Annotated in this window: 20 protein-coding genes and 1 riboswitch; of the genes, 12 read left to right on the forward strand and 8 right to left on the reverse strand. The window is 74.4% G+C overall.

From position 1 onward, the window contains the following. The first annotated feature begins 14 nt into the window (after positions 1 to 14). Entirely contained in the window at positions 15 to 2,135 is a 2,121-nt protein-coding gene (gene malQ, locus C1N80_RS12245; protein WP_137771017.1) for a 4-alpha-glucanotransferase, read from the forward strand. Here the strand turns inward: malQ and C1N80_RS12250 are convergent. Genes C1N80_RS12250 through C1N80_RS12265 form a run of 4 tightly spaced genes read right to left on the reverse strand, consistent with a single transcriptional unit; the run spans position 2,122 to position 5,167 of the window. Next, the gene (locus C1N80_RS12250; RefSeq protein WP_137771018.1) at positions 2,122 to 2,613 is read right to left on the reverse strand and encodes an S-ribosylhomocysteine lyase; all 492 of its coding nucleotides are present in this window, start codon (positions 2,611 to 2,613) and stop codon (positions 2,122 to 2,124) included. The genes malQ and C1N80_RS12250 overlap by 14 nt on opposite strands. A 43-nt stretch (positions 2,614 to 2,656) precedes the next feature. Continuing rightward, entirely contained in the window at positions 2,657 to 3,205 is a 549-nt protein-coding gene (locus tag C1N80_RS12255) for a LysR substrate-binding domain-containing protein (RefSeq protein ID WP_137771019.1), read from the reverse strand. A gap of 41 nt (positions 3,206 to 3,246) precedes the next feature. Next, positions 3,247 to 4,065, reverse strand: coding sequence for a hypothetical protein (locus tag C1N80_RS12260; RefSeq protein ID WP_137771020.1), 819 nt, complete (start codon positions 4,063 to 4,065; stop codon positions 3,247 to 3,249). Between the two features lie 58 nt (positions 4,066 to 4,123). Next, complete coding sequence (locus tag C1N80_RS12265) at positions 4,124 to 5,167, reverse strand: hypothetical protein (RefSeq protein ID WP_137771021.1); 1,044 nt, start codon at positions 5,165 to 5,167, stop codon at positions 4,124 to 4,126. Positions 5,168 to 5,312: 145 nt separating this feature from the next. Here C1N80_RS12265 and C1N80_RS12270 point away from each other — a divergent pair, with 145 nt between their 5' ends. After that, positions 5,313 to 5,720: a PH domain-containing protein gene (locus C1N80_RS12270; protein ID WP_137771022.1), complete on the forward strand. Its 408-nt coding sequence runs from the start codon at positions 5,313 to 5,315 to the stop codon at positions 5,718 to 5,720. A 34-nt stretch (positions 5,721 to 5,754) separates the two neighbouring features. Here the strand turns inward: C1N80_RS12270 and C1N80_RS12275 are convergent, their stop codons facing one another. Beyond that, entirely contained in the window at positions 5,755 to 6,483 is a 729-nt protein-coding gene (locus tag C1N80_RS12275) for an alpha/beta fold hydrolase (protein WP_137771023.1), read from the reverse strand. A 142-nt stretch (positions 6,484 to 6,625) separates the two neighbouring features. Between C1N80_RS12275 and C1N80_RS12280 the strand changes: the two genes are divergently transcribed. Genes C1N80_RS12280 through C1N80_RS12290 form a run of 3 tightly spaced genes read left to right on the forward strand, consistent with a single transcriptional unit; the run spans position 6,626 to position 8,485 of the window. Continuing rightward, positions 6,626 to 6,961, forward strand: coding sequence for a hypothetical protein (locus C1N80_RS12280; protein ID WP_137771024.1), 336 nt, complete (start codon positions 6,626 to 6,628; stop codon positions 6,959 to 6,961). Between the two features lie 40 nt (positions 6,962 to 7,001). Continuing rightward, positions 7,002 to 7,604, forward strand: coding sequence for a cation transporter (locus tag C1N80_RS12285; RefSeq protein ID WP_240811118.1), 603 nt, complete (start codon positions 7,002 to 7,004; stop codon positions 7,602 to 7,604). Then, a complete protein-coding gene (locus C1N80_RS12290; protein ID WP_137771026.1) occupies positions 7,601 to 8,485 on the forward strand; it encodes a formate/nitrite transporter family protein in 885 nt (294 codons plus the stop codon). Before C1N80_RS12285 ends, C1N80_RS12290 begins: the two co-directional genes overlap by 4 nt. 31 nt (positions 8,486 to 8,516) lie before the next feature. On the opposite strand, the gene C1N80_RS12295 is transcribed toward C1N80_RS12290, so the two are convergent. From C1N80_RS12295 to C1N80_RS12305, 3 genes are all read right to left on the reverse strand, one after another. Continuing rightward, positions 8,517 to 8,858, reverse strand: a complete 342-nt coding sequence (locus C1N80_RS12295; protein ID WP_137771027.1) for a multidrug efflux SMR transporter — start codon at positions 8,856 to 8,858, stop codon at positions 8,517 to 8,519. A gap of 1 nt (position 8,859) precedes the next feature. Next, a complete protein-coding gene (locus tag C1N80_RS12300; RefSeq protein WP_137771028.1) occupies positions 8,860 to 9,174 on the reverse strand; it encodes a multidrug efflux SMR transporter in 315 nt (104 codons plus the stop codon). A 189-nt stretch (positions 9,175 to 9,363) separates the two neighbouring features. After that, positions 9,364 to 10,059 carry a TetR/AcrR family transcriptional regulator gene (locus C1N80_RS12305; protein WP_137771029.1) on the reverse strand — a complete coding sequence of 232 codons (696 nt, stop codon included), beginning with the start codon at positions 10,057 to 10,059 and terminating at the stop codon, positions 9,364 to 9,366. Positions 10,060 to 10,177: 118 nt separating this feature from the next. Between C1N80_RS12305 and C1N80_RS12310 the strand changes: the two genes are divergently transcribed. From C1N80_RS12310 to C1N80_RS12340, 7 genes are all read left to right on the forward strand, one after another. Continuing rightward, a complete protein-coding gene (locus tag C1N80_RS12310; RefSeq protein ID WP_137771030.1) occupies positions 10,178 to 11,002 on the forward strand; it encodes a sugar phosphate isomerase/epimerase in 825 nt (274 codons plus the stop codon). Continuing rightward, complete coding sequence (locus tag C1N80_RS12315; RefSeq protein ID WP_137771031.1) at positions 10,999 to 12,123, forward strand: Gfo/Idh/MocA family protein; 1,125 nt, start codon at positions 10,999 to 11,001, stop codon at positions 12,121 to 12,123. The genes C1N80_RS12310 and C1N80_RS12315 overlap by 4 nt, the downstream gene beginning before the upstream one ends. 167 nt (positions 12,124 to 12,290) lie before the next feature. Further along, positions 12,291 to 12,968 carry a GntR family transcriptional regulator gene (locus C1N80_RS12320; RefSeq protein ID WP_168198105.1) on the forward strand — a complete coding sequence of 226 codons (678 nt, stop codon included), beginning with the start codon at positions 12,291 to 12,293 and terminating at the stop codon, positions 12,966 to 12,968. Further along, the gene (locus tag C1N80_RS12325; RefSeq protein ID WP_137771033.1) at positions 12,965 to 14,161 is read left to right on the forward strand and encodes an MFS transporter; all 1,197 of its coding nucleotides are present in this window, start codon (positions 12,965 to 12,967) and stop codon (positions 14,159 to 14,161) included. Before C1N80_RS12320 ends, C1N80_RS12325 begins: the two co-directional genes overlap by 4 nt. Before the next feature lie 80 nt (positions 14,162 to 14,241). Beyond that, a riboswitch (TPP riboswitch) is annotated at positions 14,242 to 14,335 on the forward strand. Then, positions 14,326 to 15,144, forward strand: coding sequence for a hydroxyethylthiazole kinase (thiM, locus tag C1N80_RS12330; protein WP_137771034.1), 819 nt, complete (start codon positions 14,326 to 14,328; stop codon positions 15,142 to 15,144). It overlaps the preceding riboswitch by 10 nt. 5 nt (positions 15,145 to 15,149) lie before the next feature. Then, a complete protein-coding gene (gene thiE, locus C1N80_RS12335; RefSeq protein WP_137771035.1) occupies positions 15,150 to 15,809 on the forward strand; it encodes a thiamine phosphate synthase in 660 nt (219 codons plus the stop codon). Beyond that, a complete protein-coding gene (locus C1N80_RS12340; RefSeq protein ID WP_137771036.1) occupies positions 15,806 to 17,278 on the forward strand; it encodes a bifunctional hydroxymethylpyrimidine kinase/phosphomethylpyrimidine kinase in 1,473 nt (490 codons plus the stop codon). The genes thiE and C1N80_RS12340 overlap by 4 nt, the downstream gene beginning before the upstream one ends.

A 17,278-nucleotide genomic window follows, 5' to 3' on the forward strand; every position in this document is an offset into this window, starting at 1 on the left:
GCTACGATGTGCGCATGGCACTGACCTCCTCCGCTCTGCGGGAACTCGCCCGTGACCTCGGCGTCGGCACGGACTACTGGGGATGGGACGGCGTGCGCCGCGACGTCGCCGACGACACCCTCGTCGCGGTGCTCGCCGGGCTCGGCCACCACGTCGCCGACGATGCGGACCTCGCCGCCGCGCGCGCCGCCCGCGAGGACGCGCCGTGGGCGCGCACGCTGCCGCCGGCGACCGTGCTGCGGGCCGGCGAGGGCTCCTCGCTCCCCGTGCACGTGGACCACGGCGACGCGGTCACGGTGCGCCTCGTCCTCGAGGACGGCGACTTCCGCGACCTCGAGCAGACCGAGGACAACACCCCACCGCGCGAGATCGGCGGCCGCCTGCGAGGACGCGCCCGCTTCGCCGTGCCCGGCGACCTGCCGCTGGGCTGGCACCGCCTCGTCGCGGAGACCCCGCAGGGACGCGAGGAGGCGGATCTCGTCGTCACCCCGCCGCGCGTCACGACGGCGGACGCCCTCGGCGCGCGCCGCGCCGTCGGCGTGCAGGCCCAGCTGTACTCCGTGCGATCGGACCGCTCCTGGGGCGTGGGCGACCTCGCGGACCTCCGCGACCTCGCCGCGATCACCGGGGCCCGGCACGGCATGGACTTCCTGCTCGTGAACCCGCTGCACGCCTCCTACCCCACCCCGCCCGTCGAGCCCTCCCCGTACCTCCCGGTGACCCGGCGCTTCACGAGCCCGCTGTACCTGCGCATCGAGGACGTCCCCGAGTACCGGGACTTGCCCGAGCACGCCCGCCAGCGGATCGCGCTGGCGCGGGAGCCCGTCGCCGCCTGGAACGATCGCGTCGACCACCTCGAGCGGGACGAGGTGCTGAGCGCGAAGCTCGCCGCCCTCGAGGAGCTCTTCGCCGCTCCCCGCACCGCGGGACGGCAGGCGCTGCTGGACGCCTACACCGCCCGCGAGGGGCAGGGCCTCGCCGACTTCGCCCTGTGGTCCGCGATCGCGCAGAGCCTGCGCGGTACGCCCGGGGAGGCGCGGTTGCAGGACCTCGACGAGGAGACGGTGGAGCGGGCGCGCATCGAGCTCGCCGGATCCGTCGCCTTCCACACCTGGGTGCAGTGGCTGCTGGACGAGCAGCTCGCCGCCGCCCAGGCCGCCGCGCGGGAGGCCGGCATGCGGATCGGCGTCATGCACGACCTCGCCGTGGGCGTGGAGCAGGTGGGCGCGGACTCCTGGCGGCTGCGGGACGTGCTCTCGAGCGGCCTGTCCGTCGGCGCGCCCGCGGACCAGTACAACCAGCAGGGCCAGAACTGGCACCAGCCGCCCTGGCACCCCGAGCACCTGCGCGAGGCCGGCTACCGGCCCTGGCGGGACATGCTCCGCTCCCTCATGCGCCATGCCGGCGCGCTCCGGATCGACCACGTGCTGGGCCTGTTCCGCCTGTGGTGCATCCCCGAGGGGAACGAGGCGGCCGACGGCGCGTACGTGTTCTTCGACCACGAGGCGATGATCGGGATCCTCGCGCTCGAGGCGGAGCGCTCGGGGACCCTCGTGATCGGCGAGGACCTCGGCACCTTCGAGCCGTGGGTGCGCGAGTACCTCGCCGGCCGCGGGGTCCTGGGCACCTCGATCCTGTGGTTCGAGCACGAGGACGGCGCTCCCCTGCCGCCCGAGCGGTACCGGCACCTGTGCATGGCCTCGGTGAACACGCACGACCTGCCGCCGACGGCCGGCTACCTCGCCGGGGACCACGTGGCGCTGCGCCACGAGCTGGGGCTGCTCGAGCGGCCGCTCGAGGAGGAGCGGCGGATCGACGCCGAGGCCCGCGACCGGGTGCTCGACGTGCTCCGTGCGGAGGGCCTGCTCGCCCCCGGCGCGAGCACCGAGGAGACGGTGATCGCCCTGCACCGCCATCTCGCGCGGACGCCCTCGCTGCTGCTGGGCGTCTCGCTCGTGGACTGCGTGGGCGAGCGGCGCATCCAGAACCAGCCGGGCACGGACGAGGAGTACCCCAACTGGCGGATCCCGCTCGCCGATCCGTCGCTGCGGCCCGTGACCGTGGACGACCTGGCGGAGGACCCGCGCACGGCCCGCCTGCTGCAGGCCGTGCGGGAGGAGATCAGCCGGCGGTGACGGTGCCCCACTCGGCGCGACGGTCGAGGAACGCCCGGGCCGCCCGCTGCGCGCCCTCGAGCGTGTGGTGGGCGCCCCAGCCGCACTGGACCTCGTTCGCGGCGGGCACCTCGGTCGCCGTGAGCACGTCCTCGAGGGTCGCCGCGAGCACGGGGGCGAGGTCCTCGGCGGTGTGGGCGCCGGAGAGAAGCGCGTAGAAGCCGGTGCGGCAGCCCATCGGGGACACGTCGATGACGTCGCCGGTGTGGTCGCGCATGTGCTCGGCCATGAGGTGCTCGAGCGAGTGGACCGTCTCGGAGTCGAGGTGGTCGACGTTGGGCTGCGTGAAGCGGAGGTCGAACTTCGTCAGCACGTCCCCGCCGGGGAGCACCTTGCGGTCGGCGATGCGCACGTAGGGCGCGGCCACGGTGCGGTGGTCGAGGTTGAAGCTCTCGACGTTCATGCGGGACTGCTCGTCGGGCGTGGTCTGCTCGGTCATGTCGGGTCCTTTCCGGGCCTTCTCGGGGTCGGTTCTGCGGGGCTCATCGGCTGGAGCGGGAGGTGCGCCCGCGGACGACCCCCACGAACTCCTGGCGCAGCTCGTCGTCGGCGGCGCGCGGCCACACCAGGGCGATCCGGGTGGGCTCGGCGTCCACGAGCGGGATCTGCCGCGTGTCCTTGCGATGGTGCAGGCGGGCGAGGGAGAGCGGCAGTCGCGTGAAGCCGACGCCCGTGGCGACGACGGCGACGCGGTCCGCGGCGTCGTCCTCGTGGGCGGCGGGGATCTCGGTCTCCCCCTCGAGATCCGCGAGGGAGATCTCCTCGTGCAGGCTGAGGACGTTCTCGTCGCCCACGACGATCGCCGGGCGCTCCTCCCACAGGGCGACGACGTGGAGATCCTCCGCCGCGTCGAGCGGGAGCCGCACGAAGCACATGTCCACCTCGCCCTCGGCGAGCGCGCGGCGCTGCCCCGAGAGCGGCACGGGCACCACCTCGAGGTAGGCGGCACGGCGCCCGGTCCTCCAGCGGCGCACGAAGCGGTCGGGTTCGACGCCGGGCACGAAGCCGACGCGCAGCACGGGGCGGGTCATGTCCCCAGGGTACGGCGCGCCGCGGCAGGCCGGGGCGAGGGTCAGAGGCCGGCAGGGTCCGGGAGCGCGGCCGCCAGCAGGGCCTCGAGGCCGCTCGCCCCGAGCTCGCGCACCTCGACGCGCTCCCCGGCGTCCTGCGGGGTGTCCATGGCGAGCACGGCATCGGCCGTCGCGACGACGGTCAGCTGGGAGCTGGTCCCGCCGTCGGCCGAGGTGACGACGGTCAGCGCGCGGGCGTCCTGCAGCCGCCGCGAGATCTCCGTGCTCCCCGCGTCGAGCTCGGCGGCGGTCGCGGTCGCGGTCGCACCGTCGGCCTCGCCCGCGACCTGGTCGGCGTCGACGTACCGGGCGAGCCGTCCCGGGACGGCCTCCCGGGCAGGGAGGCTGAAGTGGTGGAAGCCGTCGGCGGTGATGAGCTCCTCGAGGACGCCGCCGTGGGGATGGAGCGAGAGCAGCAGCGAGGTGGTCTGGTCCGCGACGCGCCGCGTGAGGTGCACGAGGGCGAGCGGGGAGGTGCGCAGGGTGAGGAGACCGGCGAGGGTGCGGTCCAGCTGCGCGGCGCGCCGGGGCTCCGCTCCGGTCGCGAGGTCCTCGCCCTCGTTCTCACGACCCTCGTCGGTCAGCTGCACCAGGCCGCGGGCCACCAGGGAGCGCAGGGCGATCGCGGCGGCGGCGCCGCGCTCGAGCTCGGACTCGTCGAGGAAGGGGGTGCCGGCGAGCGCCGCGGCCTCGGCTCCGGCGAGGGCGGTGAGCTCCTCGTCCGTGAGGACGGCGAGGACGGCGGGGTCCTCGCTCGCCGTCGAGAGCAGCTCGTAGGCGGCGGCGGCATCGCGCTCGGTGCGCAGGGACTGCTGGGGCATGGCTCGATCCTAGGGTCAGGGGGCGGTGCGGGGACAGGGGACGGTGATCGGAGCGGCGTCAGAACCCGAAGGCGTCGCCGACCTTGCCGATCCCGTCGCTGACGGCGGAGCCGACGTCGCTGACGGTGTTCTTCACGGACTCCGCCGCGTTGCCGACGGCATCGCTCACGGTGCTCGCCGCATCGCTCACGGCACCGGTCGTGGCGTTCCACGCGTCGCCCACCGCCCCCGTGATCCCGTCCCAGTTCTCGTGGACGAGCTTGCCGACGTCCATGCCGATCGAGACGACGCCGAGCCCCGCGCCGATCGCGCCGACGATCGGCGCGGCGGGCCCGGTGAACGGGGCGATCGCGAGCAGGGTGCCGCCCGCGGCGCCGATGCCGCCGCTCCAGCGGTCGTAGGCGTTGTCCGCGGTGAAGGCCTGGTGGAGGCCGAAGCCGATGTCGACGAAGGGCAGCGCCTTGCCGAGCAGCTTGCCGCCGGTCTTGAGGAACGGGGCGACGTCGTCGAGCTTGTTCAGCCACTTCGCCGGTTCGAACCTGCCGATCGAGGAGGGAAGGCCGAGCTTGCCGAGGAGGTTCTCCGCGGCCTTCTGCCAGCCCTTGCCGCCGTTGAAGAGCTCGTCGAGGTACGAGGCCCTCCACAGCTTCTGCAGTCCCGCCTCGGCGAGGTGCGCGAACTCGTCCGCCGCGGTGGGGATCCGCTTGAGGAAGTCGAGCAGCTGGGCGCCCTTCTTGTAGAGGGACTGCCCCTTGCGCAGGAGGTCCTTGAGGAAGGAGAACGGGCCGGATCCCTCCTCGCCGTTCCCGCCGCCTCTCCCGGCGCCGGCGTCCTGCCCGGAGGCGGTGTCCTGCTCCTCCGCCTGCGCGTCGAGGTCCGCACCGCGCCGGCTCAGCTCCTCGCCCCGCTGCGAGAGCTGCGCGGCGGTGCTCCCCTTCCACTGCGCGCGGAACGCGTCGGCGTCCGGGCCCTGCCACGCCGACTCGTCCATGACCAGCGGCTCGAGCGACTCGCGCAGCTCCATGAGCCGCTGCGCCCGCTCGCGCAGCACGCCCGCGTGCTCCCGCAGCCGATCGGTGTCCGCACCGAAGAACCCGCTCATCCCGCTCCCCTTCCGAACCGCTCGGCCCGAGGGCGAGGAGCGGCGTGTCCGTGTCGAGGTCGACCGTAGCGACCCTCCGGCCGTGCGCCCATGGGGAGGACTCCCCATGGGCGCCCTCCTCCTCACCCCTCCTACGATGGGCGCCATGGCCTCGACACCCGCCTCCATGTCCTATGCCACCGCCCTGGTGAGGAACGAGCTGTTCGCCTCGCCCGGTCTCCAGCGCGACGTGCCGAAGGTCCTCGACCCCGAGGAGCAGGTGCTGCTCGCCCTCCCGGGCGTCGCCGGGGACTTCCCCGACGTGCTCGTCGTGACCGCGCGCCGGCTGCTCGTGGTGAAGGTGACCGGGGGCCTGATGGGCGCGAAGGTCAAGCGCGAGGTGCCGGCGCCCGCGGTCACGCGGGTGAGCTACCGGGCGGGGGCGTTCTCCCGGGTGAAGCTCGCCGTGCAGGGGCGGCGCGACCTCGCGTTCATGCCGCACCGCAAGGCGGACGCGGAGCGCTTCGCCGGCGAGCTCGCGCATCTCCTGCGCACGGGCGAGCTGCCTGCCTGACGCCCGCGGCGGCACGATCCCGCCCTGGCGGGCATCATCCCTCGCGGGCGAGCCGCGATTCCGCCCCGGCCGCCGCCGCGCGCCGCAGCACCTTCGCGAAGCGCTTGGGGCGCGACAGGTTCGCGATGTGACCGGCGTCGTCGAGGATGACGAGCCGCCCGTCCCGCGCCGCCTCGACGAACAGCGCCTCGTGCCGGCGGAACGGGTCGTGCTCGCCGTTGACGAAGGTGACGGGGATGTCGATCGCGGCGACGTCCGTGAGGAGCTCGAGCGAGCCGATGGTCCGCACCACGGTGCGCACCACGCCGTGGGCGCGGCCGCCGCCGTAGTAACGGCGGGCGGCCTTGTCGCTGTGGCGGCGGGCGAAGGCACGGGCGACGCGGGCGTCGGAGTCCCCCGGCAGCCAGTCCTTCATCGTGATCCAGAGGCCGTAGAGCCGGGCGAGCGCCGGCCCGGGGACGATCGTGCAGTCCGCGGCGACGACGCCGGCGAGCCGCCCGGGATGGGTGCCCGCCCAGTGCAGGGTGAGGAAGCCGCCGAGCGACAGCCCGACCAGCAGCGGCGGCTCCTCGCACGCGGCGACGGCCTCGTCGATCGTGGCGAGCGCGGCCTCGAGCGTGAAGGGCTCCCCGCGCCGGCGTCCGTGCCCGGGGAGGTCCGGGGCGATCACGGTGTACCCGCGCTCGCGGAGGCGGCGGGTCTGCCCCTTCCACATGGTGCGCGAGGAGCGCACGGCGTGGATCAGGACGATGCTCCGCGTCATGGTGACCTTCCCGGGGCCGACGGCGGGGCGGCGCTCCCGCCCGAGGTGGAGGGTACCGGCCGCGCCTCGACATCGGCCCGGAGCCGGGCCGCCGGCGGCGGGGGCGGACTCCGCTGCACCACCGCGCCCCTAGGCTGGTCGCATGGCCAGCTATCGCCTCCACGTCCCGCTCGGCGCGCTGCGGCCGGGGGTGCATCCCCCGGATCTGCTGGACCAGGCGGCGCTCGCGCTCGGCAGCCGCCACGTCGTCGAGCGCACCGACGTCGAGGCCCCGCTGGTGCACGGCCGGCGCGTGGGGCGGATCGTGCTGCGCTTCCTCGTCGAGGACGGCTCCCGCGAGGAGCAGGACGAGCAGGCGCGCACCGCGCTCGCCGCCGTGATCGAGCACCTCGAGGTGAGCGGCGCCGAGGTCGCCCCGCTCGATGCGCTGCTGCTCATGCGCGGGGCGCACGGGCGCTTCACCCCGATCCCTATCTGAGGTGCGCGCATCGGGCCCCGGCAGCTGTCACCATGTGCGGGTGAGCTCGCTGCGCCGGACGGTCCTCCTGGTCGCCGCCCTGAACCTCGCCTATGTGGGGGTCGAGGCGGTCGTCGCCCTGTCCATCGGCTCGGTGTCGCTCCTCGCGGACAGCGTGGACTTCCTCGAGGACACGGCGATCAACCTCCTCATCGCGATCGCGCTGGGCTGGAGCGCGGCACGCCGACGTGGGGTGGGATCCCTCCTGGCGGTCGTGATCCTGCTGCCGGCGATCGCCACCATCGTCATGGCGATCTCGAAGATCCTCGATCCCGTCCCGCCGGGAGGGGTGCCGCTCACGGTGACCGCGCTGGGGGCGCTGCTGGTGAACCTCGGCTGCGCCGCCCTGCTGGTCCGCCACCGACGGGGCGGGGGCGGCCTGACCCGGGCCGCCTGGCTCTCCGCGCGCAACGACGCCGTCGCGAACCTCGCGATGATCGCGGCCGGCATCGCGACCCTGTGGTGGGCCACGGGGTGGATCGACATCGTGGTGGGGCTGGGGATCGGGCTGATGAACGCCGACGCCGCACGGGACGTGTGGCGGGCCGCCCGGCGGGAGCCGGGGGCCGTCGGAGCACCGCTGCACGAGGAGGCACGGGCATGACCGCACACGGCAGGGGACGGCGACAGGACGATGCCGAGGAGCGCTCCCGGCTCGGCGACTCCGACGAGCCGGTCGAGGACGAGCTCGTCGCCGAGTTCCGCTCGACCGTCTCCGAGGGTGCCGAGCGTCTGCACCGCACCTGGCGGGCGCTGATCATCACCGGCCTGTTCGGCGGGATCGACGTGGCGCTCGGCCTCATGGCGATGCTCGCGGTGCTCGACGCGACGGGGTCGAAGCTGCTGGGCGGAGCGGCCTTCGGGATCGGCCTGTTCGCCCTCCGCCTCGCGCACTCGGAGCTGTTCACCGAGGACTTCCTGCTGCCGATCAACGCGGTCCTGGCCCGTCACGGCACCTGGGCCCAGCTGCTGCGGCTGTGGACCGTCACGCTCGTGACGAACCTGGCCGGCGGCTGGCTGTTCACCTGGATCCTGGTCGCCGCGTTCCCCCGCTTCGAGGACGTGCTCGCGAGCACGGCGGCCGGCTACCTCGAGAAGGGGCCCACCGCGGAGACGATCGCGCTCGCCCTGCTCGCGGGGTTCACGGTCACGCTCGTCACCCGGATGGGCCAGGGATCCTCGGAGGGCATCGTGACGCTCGCCAACGCCCTGCTCTCGGGCTTCCTCGTCGTGGGGCTCGGCATGCTGCACGGCGCCCTGAACTCGGTGGTGATCTTCGCGGCGATGCACGCGGGCGCCCCGATCCCGTACACGCAGTGGCTGGTCTGGATGTGCTGGGTGATCCCCCTGAACATCCTGGGCGGGCTCGCGATCATCACGCTGCCCCGGCTCGTGCGCACCGCGGAGCTGCTGCGCCGCGAGCGCGCCGTGCACGGCGCGGACGGCGACGGGCACGGCTGCCTGGTCCGCACCGCGGAGGAATGATCCCCGCGGCGCGCACCGCGCCGCGCCCGGGTCAGCCCGCCTCGGACTCCCTGGACGGGGACGGGGCGAGCTTGAGCCCGATCACCGCGCCGATGATGCCCAGCAGGAAGAGGATCTTCAGCAGGGAGACGTCCTCGCCTCCGGTCACCATGGCGACGCTGACGGTGAGCGCGGCCCCGGTCCCGGTCCACACGGCGTAGGCGGTGCCGAGCGGGATCTCGCGCGCCGCCCGACCCAGACCCGCCATGCTCAGCGCGAGGGCGACGAGGAAGACGAGCGTGGGCACGAGGCGGGTGAAGCCGTGCGACTCCCCGAGGGCCGTCGCCCAGACCGCCTCGAGGACGGCGCTCGCGAGCAGGATCGTCCACGCCATGTCAGCTCACCGCCTTCAGGCCCACCACGGAGCCCACGAGCAGCACGAGCAGCGACACGCGCAGCACGGTGGGCCGCTCCTGGTGGGTGAGGTACCCCCAGATCACGGTGAGGGTGGCGCCGACGCCCACCCAGACGGCGTAGGCGGTGCCGGTGGGAAGGTCGCGCATGGCGACGGCGAGCCCGGCCATGCTCAGCACGAGACCGGCCACGAACAGGGCGGTCGGCACGCGGCGGGTGAAGCCGTAGGAGGCGGCGAGCGCGGCGGCCCAGACGGCCTCCATCACCCCCGCCGCGACGAGCAGGATCCAGGACATGACAGGTCACCTCCGTGGCCGTCTTGTCGTGGTGCGGGTACAGCTCCCTCGTCCGCAGGCCCGTCCGGGGCCTCGCTCCTCACGGTAGCCATCCCCGCGCGGCGGCGGAAGCGGTGGTGACCGGCCTGACCGGCCCGGCCCTGCCGGGACCTCCCGGCCCCCGGGCTGCCGGTGCCTCGGCGCGAGCCCTCAGGCCGGCGGGGCGAGCATGACCGCGAAGGTCTCCAGGGTGCTGCGCAGGGCGATCGAGGGCTCGAGCAGCCACTGGATCTGGAGACCGTCGGAGGCGGCGATGAGCAGCGCGGCGACGTGCCCCGGGTCGACGTCGGCCCGCACGGTGCCCGCCTCCTGTTCCGCACGCAGGCCCTGCTCGAGCTCCTCCCTCAGGCTCTCGAAGCGGGGGGCGAAGTACTCCTTCGCGGGTCCGGTCGCGGTCTCGAGCGAGGCGGCGACGAGGGTCGAGTAGAGCTGGACGAGACCGGGGACCTCGACGTTGATCTCCGCCGCGCGGATCATCGCGTCGAGCGCGGCGCTCACGCCGCTGCGGTATTCGGAGCTCTCCCCGCGGCGCGTCTCGGCATGCTGGTAGACAGCGACGAGGAGCTGCTCGCGGGAGTCGAAGTAGTGCAGCAGCGCGGCGTGGGAGACGCCGATGGCGGTCGCGATGCGGCGCAGGGAGGTGCCGTCGGCCCCGCGCTCGCGGAACACCTCGATCGCGCGGTCGAGGATCTCCTGGCGGCGGGCGACGCCCTTGGAGTACGCGCCCGGACGGCCGATCGGCTCGGGGGCGCGCTCTGCGGCCGCGTCCGACGGCTCCGCCGCATCGGGGGCGGGGGCCGGTGCGTCGGGGTCGGGACCCGCGGGGAGGGAGTGCTTCGCTGCCATGGACCGCACTGTACCCAAAGAAAACCTCCACATGGAGGCTTTTGCGTGCTAGCGTTCCACCAGCACGCCTCCCCGGCGTGGTTCTCGCCCGATGATGACGCGTGAAAGCAGGTTCCCCGTGGCACTCCCCGTTGCCTCCGTTCAGCTGTACACCCTGGCCGCAGAGTTCACTGCGGACATGGACGGCTCCCTCGACAAGCTCGCGAAGATCGGGCTGAAGAACGTCGAGGCGTTCGACTTCGTCCGTCGCCCCGCGGAGATCCGCGCGGCCCTCGACAAGAGCGGCCTCGCCTCCCCCACCGGGCACGCCCCGCTGCTCTCCGACGAGCTGTGGACGCCGGACGGCTCCATCCCCACCCCCTCCAACGAGGTCGTCTTCGAGGCCGCCGCGGAGATCGGCATCTCGACCGTCATCGACCCGATGGTCCCCACCGAGCGCTGGATCACCGAGGACGGCGTGAAGGACATCGCCGAGCGCCTCAACGCCGCCTCGGAGAAGGCGAAGGAGTTCGGCCTCAAGGTCGGCTACCACAACCACGCCCAGGAGTTCCTCGCGAGCTTCGACGGCCGGACCGCCTACCAGCGCTTCCTCTCGCTCGTTGACCCGTCGGTCGAGATCGAGCTGGACCTGTTCTGGGCCCTCGTCGGCGGCCAGGACGTCGTCGCGCTCGTCGAGGAGCTCGGCGACCGTCTCGTCGCCGTGCACGTGAAGGACGGCGTGGCCCCGGCCTCGAACCCCTTCGCGCCCGACGCCCCGAAGTTCAACTCCTCGGACCTCGACCAGCGCCACGCGGGCGAGGGCGACGTGCCCACCGTCGAGGCGCTCAAGGCCGCGACGAACGTCAAGTACGCCGTCATCGAGTACGACAACGTCCCCGGCGACGTCTTCGAGGACGTCGAGAACAGCTACCGCTTCCTCGTGGACGGGGGCTTCGTCGCATGAGCAGCCCCATCGGCGTCGGCTTCATCGGCGTGGGCGTCATCTCCGACACCTACCTCGAGAACCTGAGCTCCTTCCCCGACGTCGAGGTCCTCATCCTCGGCGACCTCGACACCGATCGCGCCCGCGCCCAGGCGGAGAAGCACGGCGTCCCCGCGCACGGCACGGCCCAGGACGTCCTGGACCACCCGGACGTGCAGGTCGTCGTGAACCTGACGATCCCCGCCGTCCACGCCGAGGTCTCCTCCTCCGCGATCGCGGCCGGCAAGCACGTGTGGACCGAGAAGCCGCTGGGCCTGGACCGCGAGTCGACCGCCGCCCTGCTGCAGCAGGCCGAGGCGGCTGGCCTGCGCGTCGGCTGCGCGCCGGACACGGTGCTCGGACCGGGCGTGCAGACCGCCAAGCGCGAGATCGCCAAGGGCACCATCGGCCGCCCGCTGTTCGCGCAGACCTCGATGCAGTACCAGGGCCCCGAGGTCTTCCACCCGAACCCCGGCTTCCTCTTCGCCAAGGGCGCCGGCCCGCTGCTGGACATGGGCCCGTACTACTTCACGACCCTCGTGAGCCTGTTCGGCTCGGTCGAGAAGGTCGCCGCCGTGGGCCTGCGCGCCTCCGAGGAGCGCGCGATCAAGGTGGGCCCGAACGCGGGGCAGACCTTCCCCGTCGAGGTCCCCTCGACGATCTCGGTGCTCACCCAGTTCGAGGCCGGCCAGACCGGCACCTCCCTGGTCAGCTTCGACTCGCCGCTCGCCCGCCAGGGCATCGTCGAGATCCACGGCACCGAGGGCTCCCTCGTGGTCCCCGACCCCAACCAGTTCGAGGGTCGGATCGCCTACGTGAAGCCCTTCGAGTCCTTCGGGGAGAAGCCGCCGGAGCAGGAGTGGATCGAGGTCCCGCAGGAGGGCGTGGTCGTGGGCCGCGGCCTGGGCCTGCTGGACATGGTCCGCGCGATCCGCGAGGGCCGTCCCCACGTGGCGAGCGGCGAGCTCGGCTACCACGTGCTCGACATCATGCTCTCGGCCGAGGAGTCCGCGGCCTCGGGCGAGTTCGTCACGGTCGCGAGCTCGGTCGGCACGGTCCCGCCGGTCCCGGCGGACTTCGACCCCTTCGCCAGCACCCTCTGAGACCCGGCGGGCCCTGCCCGCCACCTCGGCACCGGACCCCCGGGGAGCACGCTCCCCGGGGGTCCGGTGCATCCGGGGCGCCCGCAGGCCCCGTCGGCCGGCAGGCCGACGTCTCACTCCTCACCCCGATGCATCCCTTGATGCATACATCATCTAGGGTCGGGAGCGTGAACATCGCCTACGCCCTCCCCTGGAGGAACCCCGACCGGGGCACCCTCGCCCATCGCGCCGCCGCCGAGGCCGCCCGCCGCATCGTCGAGGGCGATCTGCCCGCCGGCGAGCTGCTGCGCGAGAACGACCTCGCCGAGGCCACCGGCATCAGCCGCACCCCCGCCCGCGAGGCCATGCTGCAGCTCGAGCGCTGGGGCCTCGTGCGCCTGCTCCCCAAGAAGGGCGCCCTGGTCACCACCGTCACGCCGCGGGAGCGCCGGGAGCTGATCGCCGTGCGCACCATGCTCGAGGCCTCCGCCGGCGCCGCCCTCCTCTCGAGGCCCGACGCCATCCCCGCCCTCGCCGAGGAGCTCGCGGAGCTGCTCTCCCAGCAGCGCGCCGCCGCGACCGCCCAGGACCCGCTCGCCTTCGCCGCCGCGGATCTCGACTTCCACCTCGCCCTCATCGCCGCCGCGGACAACAGCGTCGTCGCCGGGATCTGCGAGGACCTCGGCCCCCGCTTCGCCCGCCTCACCGCTGCCGTCCTCGACGAGCGCAGCGGCACCATGCCCTCCCTCCTCGCCGAGCACGAGGAGCTCGCCGCGCTCCTCGCCGCAGGCGACCCCGCGGCCTTCGCCGAGCGCCTGCGCGCGCACGTCGAGGACGCCTACGAGCTCGACGGGGGTGCACGATGAGCCGCACCGCGATCCGCGCCCCCTGGAGGCTCGTGGTCCCCGCGACCTTCCTGCTCGCCTGGGGCGGCAACCACTTCACCCCGCTCCTGCACGTCTACGAGTCCGTCGGCCACTACGCCGCCTGGCAGGCGAACCTCCTGCTGGGCACCTACGTCGCCGGGCTCGCCCCCGGCCTGCTCGTCGCCGCCGCGCTCTCCGACCGTCACGGCCGCCGCCCCGTGATGCTCGTGGGCATGGCCGCGACCGTGCTCGGCAGCGCGCTGCTCGCCGCGAGCCCCCACGTCTTCGCGCTGCTGTGCCTGGGCCGGGTGCTCGCCGGCCTCGGGGTGGGCGCGGCCATGTCCGTCGGCACGGCCTGGATGAAGGAGCTCTCCGCGCCGCCGTACGAGATCGGCGCCCCGGCCGTCGCCGGCGCCCGCCGCCCGTCCCTCACCCTCACCCTCGGCTTCGCGCTCGGTGCCGGGGCGAGCGGGCTGCTCGCCCAGTTCGCGCCGCTCCCCGAGGTCCTCCCCTATCTCGTGCACGGCGGACTCTCCCTGCTCGCGACCCCGCTGCTCCTGCTCGCCCCGGAGACCCGCCACGTCGAGCGGCCCGCCGCCGGGCACTGGTGGCAGGACCTCCGCGTGCCCGCCGCCGGGCACCGCCGCTTCACCCGCGCCGTGGTCCCCGCGGCGCCGTGGATCTTCGGCGCGGCCGGCGTCGCCTACGCGGTCATCCCCGCGAGCGTGCAGCGTCACCTCGGCGAGAGCGCGACGCTGTACGCGACGGCGCTGACGGTGCTCACCCTCGGCACCGGGGCGGTCGTGCAGTCCTTCGTGCCGCGGCTGGACCGCCTCACCGGCGGCCGCTCCCTGCCCGTGGGCCAGGCGGCCATGTGCGCGGGCCTGGTGCTCGCGGTGCTCGCGACGGCCATCGGCAGCCCGGTCCTCGGCATCCTCGTGGCGATGGTGCTCGGCGCCGCCTACGGCACGCTCGTCGTCGCCGGGCTGCTGCAGGTGCAAGCCATCGCGACGGCGGAGGACCTCGCCGGGCTCACCGGCGTCTACTACGCCCTCGCCTACCTCGGGTTCCTGCTGCCCACGATCCTCGCCGCACTGCTGCCGCTGCTCGCCTATCCCGCCTCGCTCTCGATGCTCGTGGTGCTCTGCGCGCTGTGCCTGCTCCTCGTGCGGCGCGGCCTGCGCACCGCCTGAGGCGCTCCCCTCCGGGGGCGACGTCGGCCGCCCGGCCGCGGACGCCGCCCCCGCGCGGGCGGCGATCACGTACGGTGGCCTGCAGTGACACGGGGTGCCCGGGACCGGGCTGAGATGACACCCGTCGAACCTGATCTAGCTCGGACTAGCGAAGGGATGTCGCCATGACACTCGCGCACGCCTCTGCCCCCACCGACCCGGCCGTCCTCGCGGCCGCCCTCGAGGAGGTCCGCACGCGGGTCCCCCTCGTGCAGTGCCTGACCAACGTGGTCACCACGAACCTCATCGCGAACGCGCTGCTCGCCGTGGGCGGCTCCCCCGCCATGGTCGCGGTGCCCGAGGAGGCCGGCATCTTCGCGGGCATCGCCGACGGCGTCCTCGTGAACCTCGGCACCGCCGGCGCCGAGCAGCGGGAGGCGATGGTCGAGGCCGTCGACGCCGCGCGCACCGCCGGCACCCCCTGGGTGCTGGACCCCGTCGCCGTCGGGACCCTGCCCGTGCGCACGGCCCTCGCCGCGCGGCTCGTGACCGAGGAGCCCGCGATCATCCGCGGCAACGCCTCCGAGATCCGCGCCCTCGCCGGGCTCTCCGCCGGCGGCCGCGGCGCGGACTCGATCGACTCCGCCGACGACTCCCACGAAGCCGCCACGACCCTCGCCCGCAGCACCGGCGCCGTCGTCGCCGTCTCCGGCGCGGTGGACCTCGTGACCGACGGGGAGAGAGTGGTGCGCGTCGCCACCGGCAGCCCCCTGCTCACGAAGGTGACGGGCGCCGGCTGCGCGCTCGGCGGGATCACCGCGGCCTTCGCCGCCGTGGTCGAGGACCGCCTCGTCGCCGCGGTCGCCGCGACGACCGTGCTCACCCTCGCCGCCGAGCGCTCCGCCCGCACCGCCGAGCACCCGGGCTCCTTCGCCGTGGGACTCCTCGACGGGCTGCACGCGCTGACCGCCCAGGACGTCCGCGACCAGGCGAAGGTGCGATGACCACGATGAGCACCCCTCCTGAGGTCGACCTCTCCCTCTACCTCGTCGTGGACCGCCCGCAGCTCGAGCGGGCCGGCCACGACCCCGTCACCGCCGTGCGCGACGCCGTCGCCGGCGGCGTCACCGCCGTCCAGGTGCGCGACAAGCAGCTCCCCACCCGGGACACGCTCGCCTTCTGCGCTGCCCTCGCGGAGACGCTGCCCCCGTCGGTCGCGATCATCGTCGACGACCGCGTCGACGTGGTCCTCGCCGCCCGCGAGACCGGGGTGCGCCTCGCCGGGGTGCACGTCGGCCAGTCGGACCTCCCCGCGCATCTGGTGCGCCGGCTCCTCGGGCCGGGCGCCGTCATCGGCGTCTCCGCGCAGACCGCCGCCATGGCCCGCGAGGCCGAGGCCGCCGGTGCCGACCACCTCGGCATCGGTGCCGTGCACGGCACCACCACGAAGGCGGACGCCCCCGCCGTGATCGGGGTCGAGGGCGTCGCCGCCGTCGCCGCCGCGACCGCCCTGCCCGCCGTCGCGATCGGCGGGATCAGTGCCGCGGACCTCCCCGCCCTGCGCCGCGCGGGGCTCGACGGCGCGGCCGTCGTCTCCGCGATCTGCTCCTCCCCCTCCCCCTTCGACGCGGCGGCGGAGCTGCGCCGCGCCTGGGAGGACGCCCGATGAGCCGCCCCGTCCCCCGCGTCCTCAGCATCGCCGGCACCGACCCCACGGGCGGCGCCGGCATCCAGGCGGATCTCAAGTCGATCGCCGCGAACGGCGGCTACGGCATGGCCGCGACGACCGCGCTCGTCGCCCAGAACACCCGCGGCGTGCGCGAGGTCCACGTGCCGCCGCCCGCCTTCCTCGACGCGCAGCTCCGGGCGGTGAGCGAGGACGTCACGATCGACGCCGTGAAGATCGGCATGCTCTTCGACGGCACGATCATCGACACGGTCACCGCCTGGCTGGACGACGTGCGACCCCCGGTGGTGGTGCTCGACCCGGTCATGGTCGCCGCGAGCGGAGACCGCCTGCTCGACGACTCCGCCGAGCAGGCGCTGCGGGACATGCTCCGCCATGCCCACCTCGTCACCCCGAACCTCCCCGAGCTCGCCGTGCTCGCCGAGCAGCCCGAGGCGAGCACCTGGGAGCAGGCCCTCGCCCAGGCGCAGGAGCTCGCCGCCCGCCACGCGGTGCTCGTGCTCGCCAAGGGCGGTCACCTGAGCGGACCGGACTCCCCCGACGCCCTCGTCGGCCCCGAGGGGGTGCTCGCCGAGCTGCCCGGCGCGCGGATCGCGACGCGGAACACGCACGGCACCGGCTGCTCGCTCTCCTCCGCGATCGCGACCCTCCGCGGACGCGGCGAGGACTGGGCCGGCGCCGTGCGCGGGGCGAAGGACTGGCTCGCCGGAGCGATCGCCGCCGCGGACTCCCTCGAGGCGGGGCGCGGCAGCGGGCCGGTCTCCCACTTCGCGGCGCTGTGGGAGGCGGCCGGCACCCATGCCCCGTCCGCGGCGACGATCGCCGAGGAGTGGTGGGAGGCGGCCGCCGAGCTGCGCACGCAGATCGACGCGCTGCCCATGGTGCGCGGCCTCGCCGACGGCACCCTCCCGCGCCCCGCGTTCCACCGCTACCTCGCCCAGGACGCCCTCTACCTCCAGGAGTACTCGCGGGCCCTCGCCGCCGCCTCGACCCTCGCCCCCTCCGCCGAGGAGCAGGCCTTCTGGGCCGGGGCCGCCCAGGGCGCGATCGCCGCGGAGACCGAGCTGCACGCGGGACGCCTGGGCCCCGAGGAGCTCTTCGCGGCCCAGCCCGATGCGACCACCCGCGCCTACGTGGACCACCTCCTGGCCCTCGCGGCGCGCGGCCGCTACGAGGAGCTCGCGGCGGCCCTGCTCCCCTGCTTCTGGATCTACGACGACGTGGGCGCCCGGCTCTCCCGGGCCGGGACCGCCGGGCATCCCTACGGCGACTGGCTCGCGACCTACGGCGGCCCGGACTTCCACGCGGAGACGCTGCGCGCGATCGAGCTGGTCACGGCCTGCGCGGCACGGGCGAGCAGCGAGGTGCGCGCCGCGATGCGCACCGCCTTCCTGGTCTCGGTGCGGCACGAGCGGGACTTCTTCGCGGCGCCGCTCGGCGGGGGCCGGTGA

The sequence above is a fragment of the Brachybacterium sp. SGAir0954 genome (assembly GCF_005490785.1).
GTDB lineage: Bacteria > Actinomycetota > Actinomycetes > Actinomycetales > Dermabacteraceae > Brachybacterium > Brachybacterium rhamnosum.